Annotated in this window: 8 protein-coding genes; 2 read left to right on the plus strand and 6 right to left on the minus strand. The window is 73.1% G+C overall.

The window, feature by feature from the left end; genetic code table 11:
• Positions 1–3 precede the first annotated feature (3 nt).
• The 3 genes from CRV15_RS05895 to nsdA form a co-directional block, all read right to left on the minus strand.
• Positions 4–342, minus strand: coding sequence for a P-II family nitrogen regulator (locus CRV15_RS05895; RefSeq protein WP_003962009.1), 339 nt, complete (start codon positions 340–342; stop codon positions 4–6).
• Positions 339–1,778, minus strand: coding sequence for an ammonium transporter (locus tag CRV15_RS05900; protein WP_003962008.1), 1,440 nt, complete (start codon positions 1,776–1,778; stop codon positions 339–341). The genes CRV15_RS05895 and CRV15_RS05900 overlap by 4 nt, the downstream gene beginning before the upstream one ends.
• Positions 1,779–2,146: 368 nt before the next feature.
• Positions 2,147–3,628 carry a transcriptional repressor NsdA gene (gene nsdA, locus CRV15_RS05905; protein ID WP_009997664.1) on the minus strand — a complete coding sequence of 494 codons (1,482 nt, stop codon included), beginning with the start codon at positions 3,626–3,628 and terminating at the stop codon, positions 2,147–2,149.
• A 643-nt stretch (positions 3,629–4,271) separates the two neighbouring features.
• On the opposite strand from nsdA, the gene CRV15_RS05910 reads away from it, so the two are divergent.
• Positions 4,272–4,934, plus strand: a complete 663-nt coding sequence (locus tag CRV15_RS05910) for a bifunctional DNA primase/polymerase (RefSeq protein ID WP_003962006.1) — start codon at positions 4,272–4,274, stop codon at positions 4,932–4,934.
• A gap of 204 nt (positions 4,935–5,138) precedes the next feature.
• Here CRV15_RS05910 and ftsY read toward each other — a convergent pair whose 3' ends face one another.
• The gene (ftsY, locus tag CRV15_RS05915; RefSeq protein WP_003962005.1) at positions 5,139–6,368 is read right to left on the minus strand and encodes a signal recognition particle-docking protein FtsY; all 1,230 of its coding nucleotides are present in this window, start codon (positions 6,366–6,368) and stop codon (positions 5,139–5,141) included.
• Positions 6,369–6,599: 231 nt separating this feature from the next.
• Here ftsY and CRV15_RS05920 point away from each other — a divergent pair, with 231 nt between their 5' ends.
• Positions 6,600–7,844, plus strand: a complete 1,245-nt coding sequence (locus CRV15_RS05920) for a GNAT family N-acetyltransferase (RefSeq protein ID WP_003962004.1) — start codon at positions 6,600–6,602, stop codon at positions 7,842–7,844.
• Between the two features lie 55 nt (positions 7,845–7,899).
• Here CRV15_RS05920 and CRV15_RS05925 read toward each other — a convergent pair whose 3' ends face one another.
• Both CRV15_RS05925 and CRV15_RS05930 read right to left on the minus strand, forming a co-directional pair.
• The gene (locus CRV15_RS05925) at positions 7,900–9,327 is read right to left on the minus strand and encodes a sugar porter family MFS transporter (RefSeq protein WP_003962003.1); all 1,428 of its coding nucleotides are present in this window, start codon (positions 9,325–9,327) and stop codon (positions 7,900–7,902) included.
• 161 nt (positions 9,328–9,488) lie between these two features.
• Positions 9,489–13,619 (minus strand): AAA family ATPase, encoded by a 4,131-nt coding sequence (locus CRV15_RS05930; protein WP_009997662.1) that lies wholly within the window; start codon positions 13,617–13,619, stop codon positions 9,489–9,491.
• Positions 13,620–13,841 lie beyond the last annotated feature (222 nt).

The following is a 13,841-nucleotide window of genomic DNA, read 5'->3' on the forward strand; positions in this document are numbered from 1 at the left end:
GTCCTAGAGCGCGTCCGGGCCGCGCTCCCCGGTCCGCACCCGGACCGCCGTGTCCACCGGGACGCTCCAGACCTTGCCGTCGCCGATCTTCCCGGTGCGGGCGGCCTTGATGATCACCTCGATGAGCTGCTCGGTGTCGTCGTCCTCCGCCAGCACCTCGATCCGGACCTTGGGGACGAGATCGACGGTGTACTCGGCGCCCCGGTAGACCTCGGTGTGGCCGCGCTGACGGCCGTATCCGCTGGCCTCGGTGACGGTCAGCCCCTGGACCCCGAAGGACTGGAGCGCCTCCTTGATCTCGTCGAGCCGGTGGGGTTTGACGACGGCGGTGATGAGCTTCATGCGTCCACCTTCTTGTTCTGCGCCGCGGTGTCCTGAACGGCGGTGTCCTGGGCCGCGGGGTCCTGGGCGGTACTCCGCCCGGTGCCCGGCGCGGCCTTGTGCGGTACGGATGCCGCCGGGGCGTCGGGCGCGGGCACGCCCCTGCGGGCGGCGGCGCCGCCGCCCGCGCCGCTGAAGTCGTACGCCGTCTCGGCGTGTTCGGCCTGGTCGATGCCGGACACCTCGGTCTCCTCGTCCACCCGCATACCCATCACCCGGTCGAGGACGAGGGCGAGCAGCGCGGAGACCACCAGCGAGTAGGCCAGGACGGAGAAGACTCCCACGGCCTGCTTGCCGAGTTGTTCGAGGCCGCCGCCGTAGAAGAGGCCCTTGGCGTCGGACTGCACCCCTCCGGTGGCGAAGAGGCCGACGAGGAGGGAGCCCGCGACACCGCCGACGAGGTGGACGCCGATGACGTCGAGGGAGTCGTCGTAGCCGAAGCGGAACTTCAGGCCCACGGCCATGGCGCAGAGCACACCCGCGATGGCCCCGATGGCGATGGCGCCGAGCGGGGAGCAGGAGCCGCCCGCCGGGGTGATGGCGACCAGTCCGGCGACCGCGCCGGACGCGGCGCCGAGGGTGGTGAAGGCACCGTGGCGGATCTTCTCGTACGCGAGCCAGGCGAGCATCGCGGCGGCGGTGGCGACCTGGGTGTTGACGAACATCACCGCGCCGACGCCGTCGTCGTTGCCGAGCCAGGAACCCGCGTTGAAGCCGAACCAGCCAAACCAGAGCAGCCCGGCGCCCAGCATCACCAGGGGGAGGCTGTGCGGGCGCATCGGGTCCTTGCCGAAGCCGACGCGGCGGCCGATGACCCAGAGGACGCCGAGCGCCGCCGCGCCCGCGTTGACATGGACGGCGGTGCCGCCCGCGAAGTCGATGACGCCCATCTCGAAGAGCCAGCCGCCCGCTCCCCACACCCAGTGGGCGACCGGGAAGTAGACCACGGTGGCCCAGAGCGCGACGAAGAGCGCCCAGGCGGAGAACTTGACCCGGTCGGCGAGGGCGCCGCTGATCAGGGCCGGAGTGATGATCGCGAACATGAGCTGGAAGACGGCGAAGACATAGACGGGGATGGTGTAGCCGTCCCACAGTTCGGTCAGTCCGATACCGCTGAGCCCCACATACTCACCCGACCAGCCGACGACCGATCCGATGTCGGTGCCGAAGGCGACGCTGAATCCGTAGAGCACCCACAGCACGGTGACGATGCCGAGGCTGATGAAACTCATCATGAGCATGTTGAGGGTGGACTTGACCCGCACCATGCCGCCGTAGAAGAAGGCGAGGGCGGGGGTCATCAGCATCACGAGGGCGGAGCAGATGAGCATGAAGCCGGTGTTGGCCGCGGACAGGTCCGGGGCCGGGGCGGCCAGCGTCGAGATGCCTGGGAGCATGGGCGACTCCTCGTCGTCGGTGCGGCCACGTACGGGTGGAGCCTGAGCGGATCGGGCGGGAGCCTGAGCGGATCGGGCGGCGGGCCGGTTATGCGCCATGAGGGTGGCGGAGCGCGGTTTCAGCCGATGCCGTGCGATGTTTCACGGGGGTGACGAAGGGATCCGCCGTGTTACGCCGCCATGAACCGGGCCGCCGGGGGAAACCGGACGAGGCGGTATGCACGGAAGGCCCCGATCTTGGGTCTCCCGCGCATACCGCCTCGTCACGGCCGCGTCGGCGGCGGCTCCTCCCAGCGGGCCACCCGTCGGGCTCGGAGCACCGACCGGCGGCCCGGCCGGCGCTCCGACCGCTTCCGCCGGTCGGCGCGTCAGACCGCTTCCGCCGCCTCCGGGAGCTGGGCGGTGAGCAGATCGGTGAAGTGGACGACCTCGGCCACATCGCCGAAGTCCCTGGCGGCGGTGTCGACGGTCTGGCGCAGCCGGGTGTTGACCCGTTCGGAACGCACCCGCCGGGCGACCTTCAGCGCCCGCGAGGCCAGCTCGGTCGCGTGCTCGGGTTCGCGCTTGAGCAGATGGATGCTGGCCATGCCGATCAGGTTGAGGGCGTACGCCCGCTGGTGCACGTCGTCCTGTTCGAAGAGGCGCACGGCCCGCTCCATGGCGGGTTCGGCGAGGGAGGCGTAGGTCGGGCTGCGGCCGGACACATAGGCGAGGTCGCGGTAGGAGTGGGCGTTCTCCGCGTTCAGCTCGCCCTCGGAGAAGAAGCCGATCCAGTCGGGCTCGGGCTGCGGGCCGTCGAGGCCGATGTCGGCGTAGGTGTCCTCGGCCATCCGGACGGCCCGCTTGCACTTGCTGGGCTGGCCCATGTTGGCGTAGGCGCGGGCCTCCATCGCATACAGCATCGACTGGATGCGCGGGGTGGCGCAGTCACGGCTGCCGTACTGCGCCAGATGGACGAGTTCCAGGGCGTCGTCGGGGCGGCCGAGATGGATCATCTGACGACTCATGGAGGAGAGGACGAACGATCCCAGCGACTTGTCCCCGGCCTCCTTGGCGGCGTGCAGCGCGAGGACGAAGTACTTCTGCGCGGTGGGCTGGAGGCCGACGTCGTAGCTCATCCAGCCCGCCAGCTCGGCCAGTTCGGCGGCGCAGACGAAGAGCCGCTTGCGGGTCTGTTCGGGGTGGGACTCCTGGAGCAGATCGGTGACCTCGTGGAGCTGTCCCACGACCGCCTTGCGGCGCAGTCCGCCGCCGCACTGGGCGTCCCACTTCCGGAACATCATCGTGGCGGCCTCCAACTGCTCCAGCTCGCCCGCGGAGAGCCGGACCGGCCGGGAGGAGGCGACGGGGACCGTCTCGGGCGGGGGGTCACCGGGGGTGCCGGGGGTGGGCACCAGCCAGCGCTGCATGGGCTCGATCAGCGAGGGCCCGGCCGCCAGTACCAGCGAGGCGCCGAGGAAGCCGCGCCGGGCGAGCATCAGATCGCTGCGGGAGAACTCGTTGAGCAGGGAGACGGTCTGGGGGCCCGCCCAGGGCAGGTCGACCCCGGAGACCGACGGGGACTGGTGCGCCGTGCGCAGCCCCAGGTCCTCGATGGCCACGACCGTGCCGAACCGCTCCGAGAACAGCTCGGAGAGGATGCGCGGAATCGGCTCGCGCGGCTGTTCGCCGTCGAGCCAGCGCCGCACCCGTGAGGTGTCGGTGCTGATGTGGTGCGCGCCCAGCCGCCGGGCCCGGCGGTTGACCTGCCGCGCCAGCTCGCCCTTGGACCAGCCGCTGCGCAGAAACCACGAGCCCAGCCGGTCGTTCGGACGCTTTCCGGTGTGTGTACCGGCCTCGCTGCCGTCCACGGAAACGCCCCCATCCATGAGTCCTGAAGCCCGAACCCCGATCAGAATGCCGTGAGTCGGGACCGGCCGCCCCCGGGGTGCGGCCACTGTTGAAAAAACCTGGCGAAACCCGAACGGGATCCGAACGGAACCCGTAGAACAGCAGGAGGAATACCGCAGGGAATCCGCACCATGACTTCACAGAATCCACACAAGACCGGAGAGTGGTGTCCCCGTCGGCCCGGCCGGCTGGAGAACGGCCGCGACCACCGACGATCCGACCACGAAGCGAGCGACCCGAGCGACCCGGACGATCTGCGACATCCCACCAACGACTCCGCCGACTCCCTCATACCCAGAAGCGCACGGCGACGCACCGGGGCCCGTTCGCCAAAAGTAATCCTACGATCACCCGCCTCGCGACCGCCGTCCTGGAAACGCCACCATTCGCCACCCCTTTGAATGAACTCCCCCGCCTTCGGGCGCGATTCACTTGACACACGCCGATCAGCAGACGGCGGAAAGACGCATTCAAGGGCGCGTCCCGCGACCCGCACTCTCCCCCGCGCCACTACGCGCCGCCCGCACTCCACCGGCTGCGACGCTGCGTTACGAGGAGACTTCGGGTCGTAACCACCGGCGAGGACGACCCGTTGGAGGGGGCATGGGCTTCACGATCGGCAGCAGCCGGAGCATCAGGGACATCCGGGCCGGCTCACGACGCCGGGGCGGTACCGCGGAGTGCACCGTGGTGGCGGAGTACACCGGACTGTGGGGCTGGGCGGTGACACCGGGGGCGCGGGCCGTGCCCGGCGGCTGCTCCTGCGGCGAACGGGGCTGCCCGCGCCCGGGGGCCCATCCGCTCCCCGGCGCGGACGAGATCCCCGCCGGGGCCACCCTGGACGAGGTGACCGGCGCCTGGGCGCGCAGGGCGGACGCGGCGCTGCTGCTGCCGGTCGGCCGCGCCTTCGACGTCCTCGACGTGGCCGCCCCGGCCGGACGGAGGGCGCTGCTCCGCCTGGAGCGGATGGGGCTGCCGCTGGGTCCCGTGACGGCGACACCCGACGGGCGGTGCCAGTTCTTCGTCGCCCCGGGGGCGGCGGTGGACCTGCCCGCGCTGCTGTACCGGATGGGCTGGGACGACGCGGATCTGGATCTGCACGCGCTCGGCCCCGGGGACCACATCACCGCCCCGCCGTCGGACCGCGGCGGGCTCGGTCCGGTGATCTGGCTGCGCCCGCCCGCCCTGGACACGGCCGTCGCGCCGCCCGAGGCCCGGCTGCTGCTGGGGACGCTGGCGTACATCTGCCACCGCTCGGCGATGTGACCCGGGTGCCGTGACCCCGGAAGCCGTGACCCGGCCCGCCGACCCCCGGGCCACGGCTTCCGGACGGCGGCGCCCCGGGCCGACGGCCCCGGACGGCCGAGTGCCCGGCACGCGGGCGCGCGCCGGGCACTCCTGGTGCTTTGTCCCGGTTCCGCCCGGGGCCGGACGGAACCGGGCCGGAGCCGGGGCGGAACCGGACCGGTGTCAGTCGCCGATCAGCGCGTCGACGAACGCCTCCGGCTCGAACGGCGCCAGGTCGTCCGGGCCCTCGCCCAGGCCGACCAGTTTCACCGGGACGCCCAGCTCCCGCTGGACCGCGACCACGATGCCGCCCTTGGCCGTCCCGTCCAGCTTGGTCAGGACGATGCCGGTGATGTCCACGACCTCGGCGAAGACCCGGGCCTGGACCAGTCCGTTCTGGCCGGTGGTGGCGTCCAGGACCAGCAGGATCTCGTCCAGCGGGCCGTGCTTCTCGACGACCCGCTTGACCTTGCCCAGCTCGTCCATCAGACCGGTCTTGGTGTGCAGCCGGCCCGCCGTGTCGATCAGCACCACGTCGGCGCCCTCGGCGATGCCCTCCTTGACCGCGTCGAAGGCGATGGACGCCGGGTCGCCGCCCTCGGGGCCGCGCACCGTACGGGCACCCACCCGCTCGCCCCAGGTCTGGAGCTGGTCGGCGGCGGCGGCACGGAAGGTGTCCGCGGCGCCCAGGACGACCGAGCGGCCGTCCGCGACCAGGACCCGGGCCAGCTTGCCGGTGGTGGTGGTCTTGCCGGTGCCGTTGACGCCGACGACCATCACGACACCCGGGGTGTCCAGGCCGCTCTCGGTCTTCACCGCGCGGTCCAGGTCGGTGCCGACCAGGGTCAGCAGCTCCTCGCGGAGCAGGGTGCGCAGTTCGTCGGGGGTCCGGGTGCCGAGCACCTTCACCCGCTCGCGCAGCCGCTCCACCAGCTCCTGGGTGGGCGCGACACCGACATCGGCGGTGAGCAGGGTCTCCTCGATCTCCTCCCAGGTGTCCTCGTCGAGGTGCTCGCGGGAGAGCAGGGTCAGCAGACCCTTGCCGAGGGAGTTCTGGGAGCGAGCGAGCCGGGCGCGCAGCCGCACCAGACGGCCGGCGGCGGGCTCGGGGGTCTCGATCTCGGGGGCGGCCGGGGCCTCGGCCTCCGCGGCCACCGGGTCCTCGACGGCGACCGGGGAATCCGCCTCCTCGGCGGACGGGAGGCCGACCTCCTCGATGGTGCGGCGGGGTTCCTCCCGCGGGGTCTCCGCCTCGTCGCCGACATGCGGCTCGGCGGGCGGAGCGGTGATGGTCGGCGCGGACGGCGGGGCCGCGGGCGGCAGCTGCTTCTTCTTGCGGCTGCTGATCACGAGCCCGCTGATCGCGCCGACGGCGACCAGGGCGATGACGACAGCAAGAATGACGAATTCCATAACGGACCCAGTATCGGACACACCGGCATGGAGCCGGGCGGCCACACCCGGGGTTTCCGGCCGGGTACGGGGCGCCGCCGGGCCGGGGCGGGGCGCGGCACCGGCCGGGACCCGCGCCGGACCCGCCCCCAATCGGAATGATCAATTCCAGCCAGGAGGGCGCAGCGGGGACGCGGTACAGGCACAAAAACCCGGTGACTACTGAACGCGGGCGGGTTAGCGTCCCGGACCATGACCGCCCTGGACTACCGGAGCATTCCGGACACCGAGCTGGAACGCGCGCTGGACCTGCACTATCTCGTCTTCCTCGACAAGGAGCCGGACGGGGACACCCGCAAGCTGCACCGGGAGATCCTGGAGCACTGCGACCGGATCGGGGCCTATGAGGGGGACGATCTCGTCGGGCTGCTGGCCGCGCATCCGCTCTCGCTGTCGGTGCCCGGCGGCGAGCTGCCCTGCGCCGGGGTGACGTTCGTCTCGGTGGCGCCGACCCACCGCCGCCGGGGGGTGCTCAGCGGCATGATCGCGGAGCTGTACCGGCGCTGCGCCGGAGCCGGACAGCCGCTCGCGGCGCTCTGGGTCTCGGAGGCGGGGATCTACGGCCGGTTCGGCTTCGAGCCCGCGACCCGCTCCTACACCGTGGAGATCGACGCCGAGCAGCCGCTGCGGCTGCGGATCGATCCCGACGAGCGTCCGCTGCGGCTCGTTCCCCCGGCGGACGCGCCCGCGCTGATCGGGGCCCGGCACGCGGCGGCGCGGGCCGGGCGCGGCGGCCGGGTCGCCCGGGACGACTTCTGGTGGCGCACCCACATCCTGCGGGAGGAGGACGACGGGGACGACGACCTCACCCCGGTCCGGGTGGTGACCCTCGGCGAGCGGGGGGCGGAGCCCGCGGGCTATGTCTGCTACCGCACCGGGGGCGGCGAGGACGGGAGCGTCGTCCACGTCGGGGAGCTGGAGGCCGAGTCCCCGGCCGTGGCCGCCGCCCTCTGGCGCTATCTGGCCTCGATCGACCTGGCGCGGAAGGTACGGGCGTGGGGGCGCCCGCTGGACGATCCGCTGCTGCGGTTCGCGGCCGACCGGGACCAGGTGGAGATCGTCCAGGAGTTCCCCGCGCTGTGGCTGCGGCTGGTCGACGTGCCCGCCGCGCTGGCGGGACGGCTCTGGTCGGAGCCGGTGGACCTGGTGCTGGAGGTGACCGACGACCGGCTGCCCGCGAACGCCGGGCGGTACCGGCTCACCGTCGGGCCCGGCGGTCACGGCGGTGGCGGACACCCGGCCGAGGTCGTCCCCTCGGACGACGCGCCCGATCTGACCCTCGACGTCCGGGAGCTGGCGGCGGGCTATCTCGGCGACATCGGCGTGCGCGAGCTGGTCCGGGCCGGTCTGGTGACCGAGCACACCCCGGGCGCGGCGGAGCGCTTCGAGCGGGCCGCGCGCACGGAACTGCTGCCGCACACCACGGACGAGTTCTGACGCGTCCGCGCCGATGGACGGGGCCCGGAGGCGGGCCGGGGAGGTGGGCCGGGGCTCAGCCCATCTCCTCCAGCGGCTTGCCCTTGGTCTCCTTGACGAAGAAGTGGACGAACGGGATCGAAAGCACCGCGAACGAGGCGTAGATGATGTACGTCGCCGACAGATTCCAGTCGGAGAGGCTGGGGAAGGTCGCCGTGATCAGCCAGTTGGCGAGCCACTGCGCGGAGGCGGCGACCCCGAGGGCGGCGGCGCGGATGCGGTTGGGGAACATCTCCCCGAGGAGCACCCAGACCACCACGCCCCAGGAGAGGGCGAAGAAGAGCACGAACACATGGGCCGCGATCAGCGCCACCGTCCCCTGGGTGCCGGGGAGCTTCCCGTTCACCAGCGGAGCGGAGAAGGCCCATGCCTCCAGCGCCAGGGAGATCGCCATCCCGGCGGAGCCGATGAGCGCCAGCGGCCGGCGGCCGATCCGGTCCACCAGCACCATCGCGATGACCGTACCGATGATGTTCACGATGGACGAGGTGAACGAGTAGAAGAACGAGCTGGTCGGGTCGATGCCCACGGACTGCCAGAGCGTGGACGAGTAGTAGAAGACCACATTGATGCCGACGAGCTGCTGGAAGACGGAGAGGCCGATACCGATCCAGACGATCGGCAGAAAGCCGAACCGCCCGCCGAGCAGATCCCGGAACGTCGACCGGTGCTCGCTGCGCATCGCCCGGTCGATCTCGGCCACCCGGGCGTCGAGGTCGACGTGTTCCCCCTCGACCTCGACGAGCACCTTCCTGGCCCGGTCGATCCGGCCCGCCGAGATCAGATAGCGGGGCGACTCGGGGATGGCGAAGGAGAGCAGCCCGTAGAGGAGCGCCGGGACCACCATCACCCCGAGCATCCACTGCCATGCCTCCAGTCCGCCCAGCTTGCCGCGCTGCTCGCCGTCGGCGAGCGAGAGGATGCCGAAGTTGACGAGCTGGGAGACGGCGATGCCGATGACGATGGCCGCCTGCTGGAAGGAGGCCAGCCGTCCCCGGTAGGCGGGCGGGGAGACCTCGGCGATGTACGCGGGGCCGATGACCGAGGCCATCCCGATCGCGAAGCCGCCGATGACGCGCCACATCGCCAGGTCCCACAGGGCGAAGGGGAGGGCCGAGCCCACGGCGCTGGCGGCGAAGAGGAGGGCAGCGATCCGCATACAGGCGATCCGGCCGATCCGGTCGGCGATCCGGCCCGCGGTCGCCGCGCCGATGGCACAGCCGATCAGGGCGATCGCGATGACCTGGGCCAGCTCGGCCGAGCCGATGGCGTAGCGGTCCCGGATGGCCTCGACGGCGCCGTTGATGACGGAGCTGTCGTAGCCGAAGAGAAAGCCGCCCATCGCGGCCGACGCCGTGATGAAGACGACATGGCCGAGGTGCTCGGGATGGGCCGCCGCGGGGACCCCCGGGGGCGGTGGTGACGGGGGAGTCCTGCTGCTCACATCAACTCCTGGGGCCGGCGCCCGGAGCTCCGTCCGCGGCGCACCCGCCCACGGGGGCCCGGGCGCCGGGCGGAGCGGGTCCCTCCAGTGGCGCACGGCCGGGCCCGGCCCACCACCGGGGCTGGGCCGTCGGCCTGACCCCGGGTCCGTCCGGGGCGGGCTCAGCGCAGCCGCTGACCGATCACCTTGGAGACCCCGTCGCCCTGCATGGAGACCCCGTAGAGCGCGTCGGCGACCTCCATGGTCCGCTTCTGGTGGGTGATCACGATCAGCTGGGAGGACTCCTGGAGCTCCTGCATGATCCGGATCAGCCGCTGGAGGTTGGTGTCGTCGAGCGCGGCCTCCACCTCGTCCATCACATAGAACGGGCTCGGCCGGGCCTTGAAGATCGAGACGAGCAGCGCCACGGCGGTCAGCGAGCGCTCGCCGCCGGAGAGCAGCGAGAGCCGCTTGACCTTCTTGCCGGGCGGGCGGGCCTCGACGTCCACGCCGGTGGTGAGCATGTTGTCGGGGTCGGTGAGGATCAGCCGGCCGTCGCCGCCGGGGAAGAGCCGGGAGAAGACCCCTTCGAACTCGCGGGCGGTGTCGTGGTACGCCTCGGTGAAGACCTGTTCGACGCGCTCGTCGACCTCCTTGACCACCTGGAGCAGATCGGCACGGGTCTTCTTCAGGTCCTCCAGTTGCTCGGAGAGGAAGCGATGGCGCTCCTCCAGGGCCGCGAACTCCTCAAGGGCGAGCGGGTTGACCTTGCCGAGCTGCTGATAGGCCCGCTCGGCCGCCTTGAGCCGCTTCTCCTGCGCGGCGCGGTCGAAGGGCGCCGGACGGTTGCGGGGGTGGCCGGGGTCCTCGGGCAGGGTCTCGCCCTCGGCGGGCGGGGACGGGGGGACGGGCTGGTCCGGGCCGTACTCGGCGACGAGCGCGGCCGGTTCGACGCCCAGCTCCTCCAGGGCCTTGGCCTCCAGTTGTTCGATCCGCAGCCGCTTCTCGGCGCCCAGGACCTCGCCCCGGTGCACCGAGTCGGTGAGCTTGTCGAGTTCGGACTTGAGGTCGCGGCCCTCGGCGCGGGCCGCGGCCAGCTCCGTCTCGCGCTCCGCCTTGGCGGCCTCGGCGGCGGTCCGCCCGCTGTCGGCGCGGACGAGGGAGACCTCGATGTGCGCGAGGAGGAGGCGCGCCCCGGCGCGGACGGCACCGGCGACGGCCGCCTCGTGGCGCAGCCGGGCGCGCCGCTGTTCGGCGCGGGCACGGGCCTCGCGCTCGGCACGGGCGGCGCGGTCGAGGGAGTCGGCCCGGCCCGCGAGCCCCTTGACCCGCTCCTCGTGGGTACGGAGCTGGAGCCGGGCCTCCATCTCGGTCTGGCGGGCGTTGGCGCCGTCGGCCGCGAGACGGTCGCGGACCTGGGTGTCGGGCTCCGCGTCGACGGGCGCCTCTTGGGCGACGGCGAGCCGTTCCGCCAGCTCCTCCGCCTCCTGGCGGGCGCGCTCCAGCGCCTCCTGCGCGCGGCTGACGGCGGCGGCGGTGCGCTCCGACTCGCCCTCGGCGGCCCGCGCCTGGCCGGAGAGTCTGCCGAGGCGGCCGGAGACCTCGGACTTCTCCCGGTCGGCGGCGCGGCGGCGGCGGTCCAGCTCCTCGACGCGGGCGGCGCACCGGGCCCGCCGTTCGGTGCTCCGCCGCTGCTCCCCGGTGAACTCCTCGCACCGTACGGACAGCTCGGCGAGTTCGGCCTCGGCCTCGTCGACGGAGGCCCGCACTTCGAGCAGGCTCGGCGCGCCCGCGGAGCCGCCCTGGGCCCAGTGGGCGCCGAGGACATCACCCTCCGCCGTGACGGCGGTGAGCCAGGGCCGGGCCCGGACCAGCTCCTCGGCCCGGTCCAGGGTGGCCACGACCACGAAGCCGCGCAGCAGCCGGCGTACCGCGGGCATCAGCTCCGCGGGCCCGCGCACCAGCGCGACCGCGGGCGTCCCGTACCGCCCGTGCGGGGCCCGTTCCGCATGCCCGGCGCCGGCGTACGGGCTCCGCACCCCGTGCACGGGGGCATCTGCGTCCGCGCCCGCCGGACCGGGCGCGCCTTCTCCCCCGTCGGTGGCGCAGGCACCCTCTCCGTACGCCGCCGACGGCCCGGAGGCCGCTCCGCCCGCCTCGGCGTGGCGCGCGCCGTCTGTGGCGGAAGCACCTCGTCCGCTCGCGGCCGTCGCGACCGGACGCACCGCCCCGGCCGGGTACGGGCCCCGGGAGCCGCCCGGCGCGGCGGCCACGGACCAGGCGTCCCCCGTACCGGAAGCGCTCCGTCCATGCGTGGCCGTCCCGACGTGCCCCTCAGGCGGGGTCGCGTGCCCGGCCCCGTCCCCCGCGGTACCGGGAATCCCGGCCGCGTACGGGCCCCGAAGCCCGCCGGGGGCCGTGTCCGTGGCGCGCGCCGCTGCCGCGCGGGCGCCCCGAGCGCCCTCCGGGGCGCGGTCGGACGGCGGCGGTTCCGGGTCGCCCGTGCCGTCCGGGGCGTCGGCGCGGACGGCCCCGGCACGACGGTCGCCGCACGCGTCCGCGGGGTCGGTCAGCGGGTCCGGCGGCGGTTCGGGGGCGCCGGAGAGGAGCATCGAGGCGCGGCCCGCGTCGGACTTGCGGAGGAGGCGGAGCGCGTCGGCTGCCGTGGCGGGGCTGTTGACGGCGATCGCGTCGGCCGCCGCCCCGAGTGCGGCGGCGACGGGGATCTCCTGTCCTGGCACCACGGTCAGCAGTTCGGACGCGGGTCCGACGATCCCGCCGAGGGTGTCCCTGGCCGCCAGCAGCGCCCCGGTGCCGTCCTTGCGGCGCAGTCCGGGCGCGAGCGCGTCCCGGCGGGCGGCCACGGCGGCCCGTTCGCGTTCCGCCGTGGTCAGCGCCTCGCGCGCGGCGGTCAGCGCCGTCTCCGCCGCGGCGAGTTCACGCCGGGCGGCCTCGTGTTCGGCGCCGAGCCGTTCGTCGTCGGCCTCCAGGCCGTCCACGTCGGCGCGCAGCAGCTCATACTCCTCCCGTGCGGCGGCGGCCCGTTCGCGGGCCTCGTCGTGGGCGGTGCTGAGCCGGTCGATCTCGGCCTGGGCGGAGGCGGCCCGGCCACGGGCGGCGGTGACCTGTCCGCCGAGCCGGGCGAGCCCTTCGCGCCGGTCGGCGATGGCGCGGGCGGCGTCCTTGAGACGGCGGTCCTCGACGGCGAGGGCGCGTTCCAGTTCGGCCCGGTGCTCAACGGTGTCCTCCAGGGCGCGCTGGGCCGCCTCCAGCGCGGCTTCCAGTTCCGCTTCCTGTTCTCTGACCCGGGCCGCCTCGCGCTCCAGCTCCTCGGGGTCCCGGCCGCGCCGCTCCTCGGCGGGGTGTTCGGTCGCGCTCTTCACCCGGGCCTCGGCGAGCGAGACGGTGCCCCGGGTCCGCTCGGCGAGCTGGGACAGCTCGTACCAGGTCTGCTGGGCCCGCTGGAGCCGGGGCACGAGGGCGCGTACCTCGCCCTCCAGTTCGGCCTCGCGGGCGAGCGCGGCCTTCAGCCGGGCCTCGGCCGCCTCCTTGCGCGCCTTGAGCGCGGCCTCGTCGGCGATCTCCGCGCGCAGGGCCCGCTGGAGGCGGACGAGGTCGTCGGCGAGCAGGCGGAGCCGGGCGTCGCGCAGGTCCGCCTGGATGACGGCGGCCCGCCGGGCCACCGCGGCCTGCCGTCCGAGCGGCTTGAGTTGCCGACGCAGCTCATCGGTGAGGTCCTGGACCCGGGCCAGATTGGCCTTCATCGACTCCAGTTTCCGCAGCGCCTTCTCCTTGCGCTTGCGGTGCTTGAGCACCCCCGCGGCCTCCTCGATGAAGGCCCGGCGGCCCATCGGATCGGCGTGCAGGACCGAGTCGAGCTGCCCCTGCCCGACGATGACATGCATTTCGCGGCCGATACCGGAGTCGGAGAGGAGTTCCTGGATATCGAGAAGACGGCAGGTGTCGCCGTTGATCTGATATTCACTGCCGCCGTTGCGGAACATGATCCGCGTAATGGTGACCTCGGCGTACTCAATGGGCAGCGCACCGTCGGAGTTGTCGATGGTGAGGGAGACCTCGGCCCGGCCCAGCGGGGGCCGTCCGGTGGTCCCGGCGAAGATGACATCCTCCATCTTCCCGCCGCGCAGCGATTTCGCCCCCTGCTCCCCCATGACCCAGGAGAGCGCGTCGACCACATTGGACTTTCCGGAGCCGTTGGGGCCCACGACACAGGTGATGCCCGGCTCGAACCGGAGAGTGGTGGCGGACGCGAAGGATTTGAAACCGCGCAGGGTCATGGCCTTGAGGTGCACGCAGCCGGACTCTACCTTCAGCGGGCGGTTTCACCCATGAAGGCGCAGGGCACAGAAGACGTAAACCCCGGCCGGGGTCGTGAAGGCGGGTCACGGGGGCCGGGGGACGGTGACCGGGGCGGATCGAGGCGGAGCGGGGGGACAGGCGGAAAGCGGCGGAACGCGGGGCCCGGGGCCGCACGGGCAAAAGAAAGAAGGGACGCCGGGGGCGTCCCTTGCATA

It is taken from the genome of Streptomyces clavuligerus, assembly GCF_005519465.1.
Lineage (GTDB): Bacteria > Actinomycetota > Actinomycetes > Streptomycetales > Streptomycetaceae > Streptomyces > Streptomyces clavuligerus.

Coding starts and splice junctions, on each gene's coding strand:
- CRV15_RS05895 (WP_003962009.1), bottom strand. CDS start 342: ATGAAGCTCATCACCGCCGTCGTCAAACCCCACCGGCTCGACGAGATC.
- CRV15_RS05900 (WP_003962008.1), bottom strand. CDS start 1,778: ATGCTCCCAGGCATCTCGACGCTGGCCGCCCCGGCCCCGGACCTGTCC.
- CRV15_RS05910 (WP_003962006.1), top strand. CDS start 4,272: ATGGGCTTCACGATCGGCAGCAGCCGGAGCATCAGGGACATCCGGGCC.
- ftsY (WP_003962005.1), bottom strand. CDS start 6,368: ATGGAATTCGTCATTCTTGCTGTCGTCATCGCCCTGGTCGCCGTCGGC.
- CRV15_RS05920 (WP_003962004.1), top strand. CDS start 6,600: ATGACCGCCCTGGACTACCGGAGCATTCCGGACACCGAGCTGGAACGC.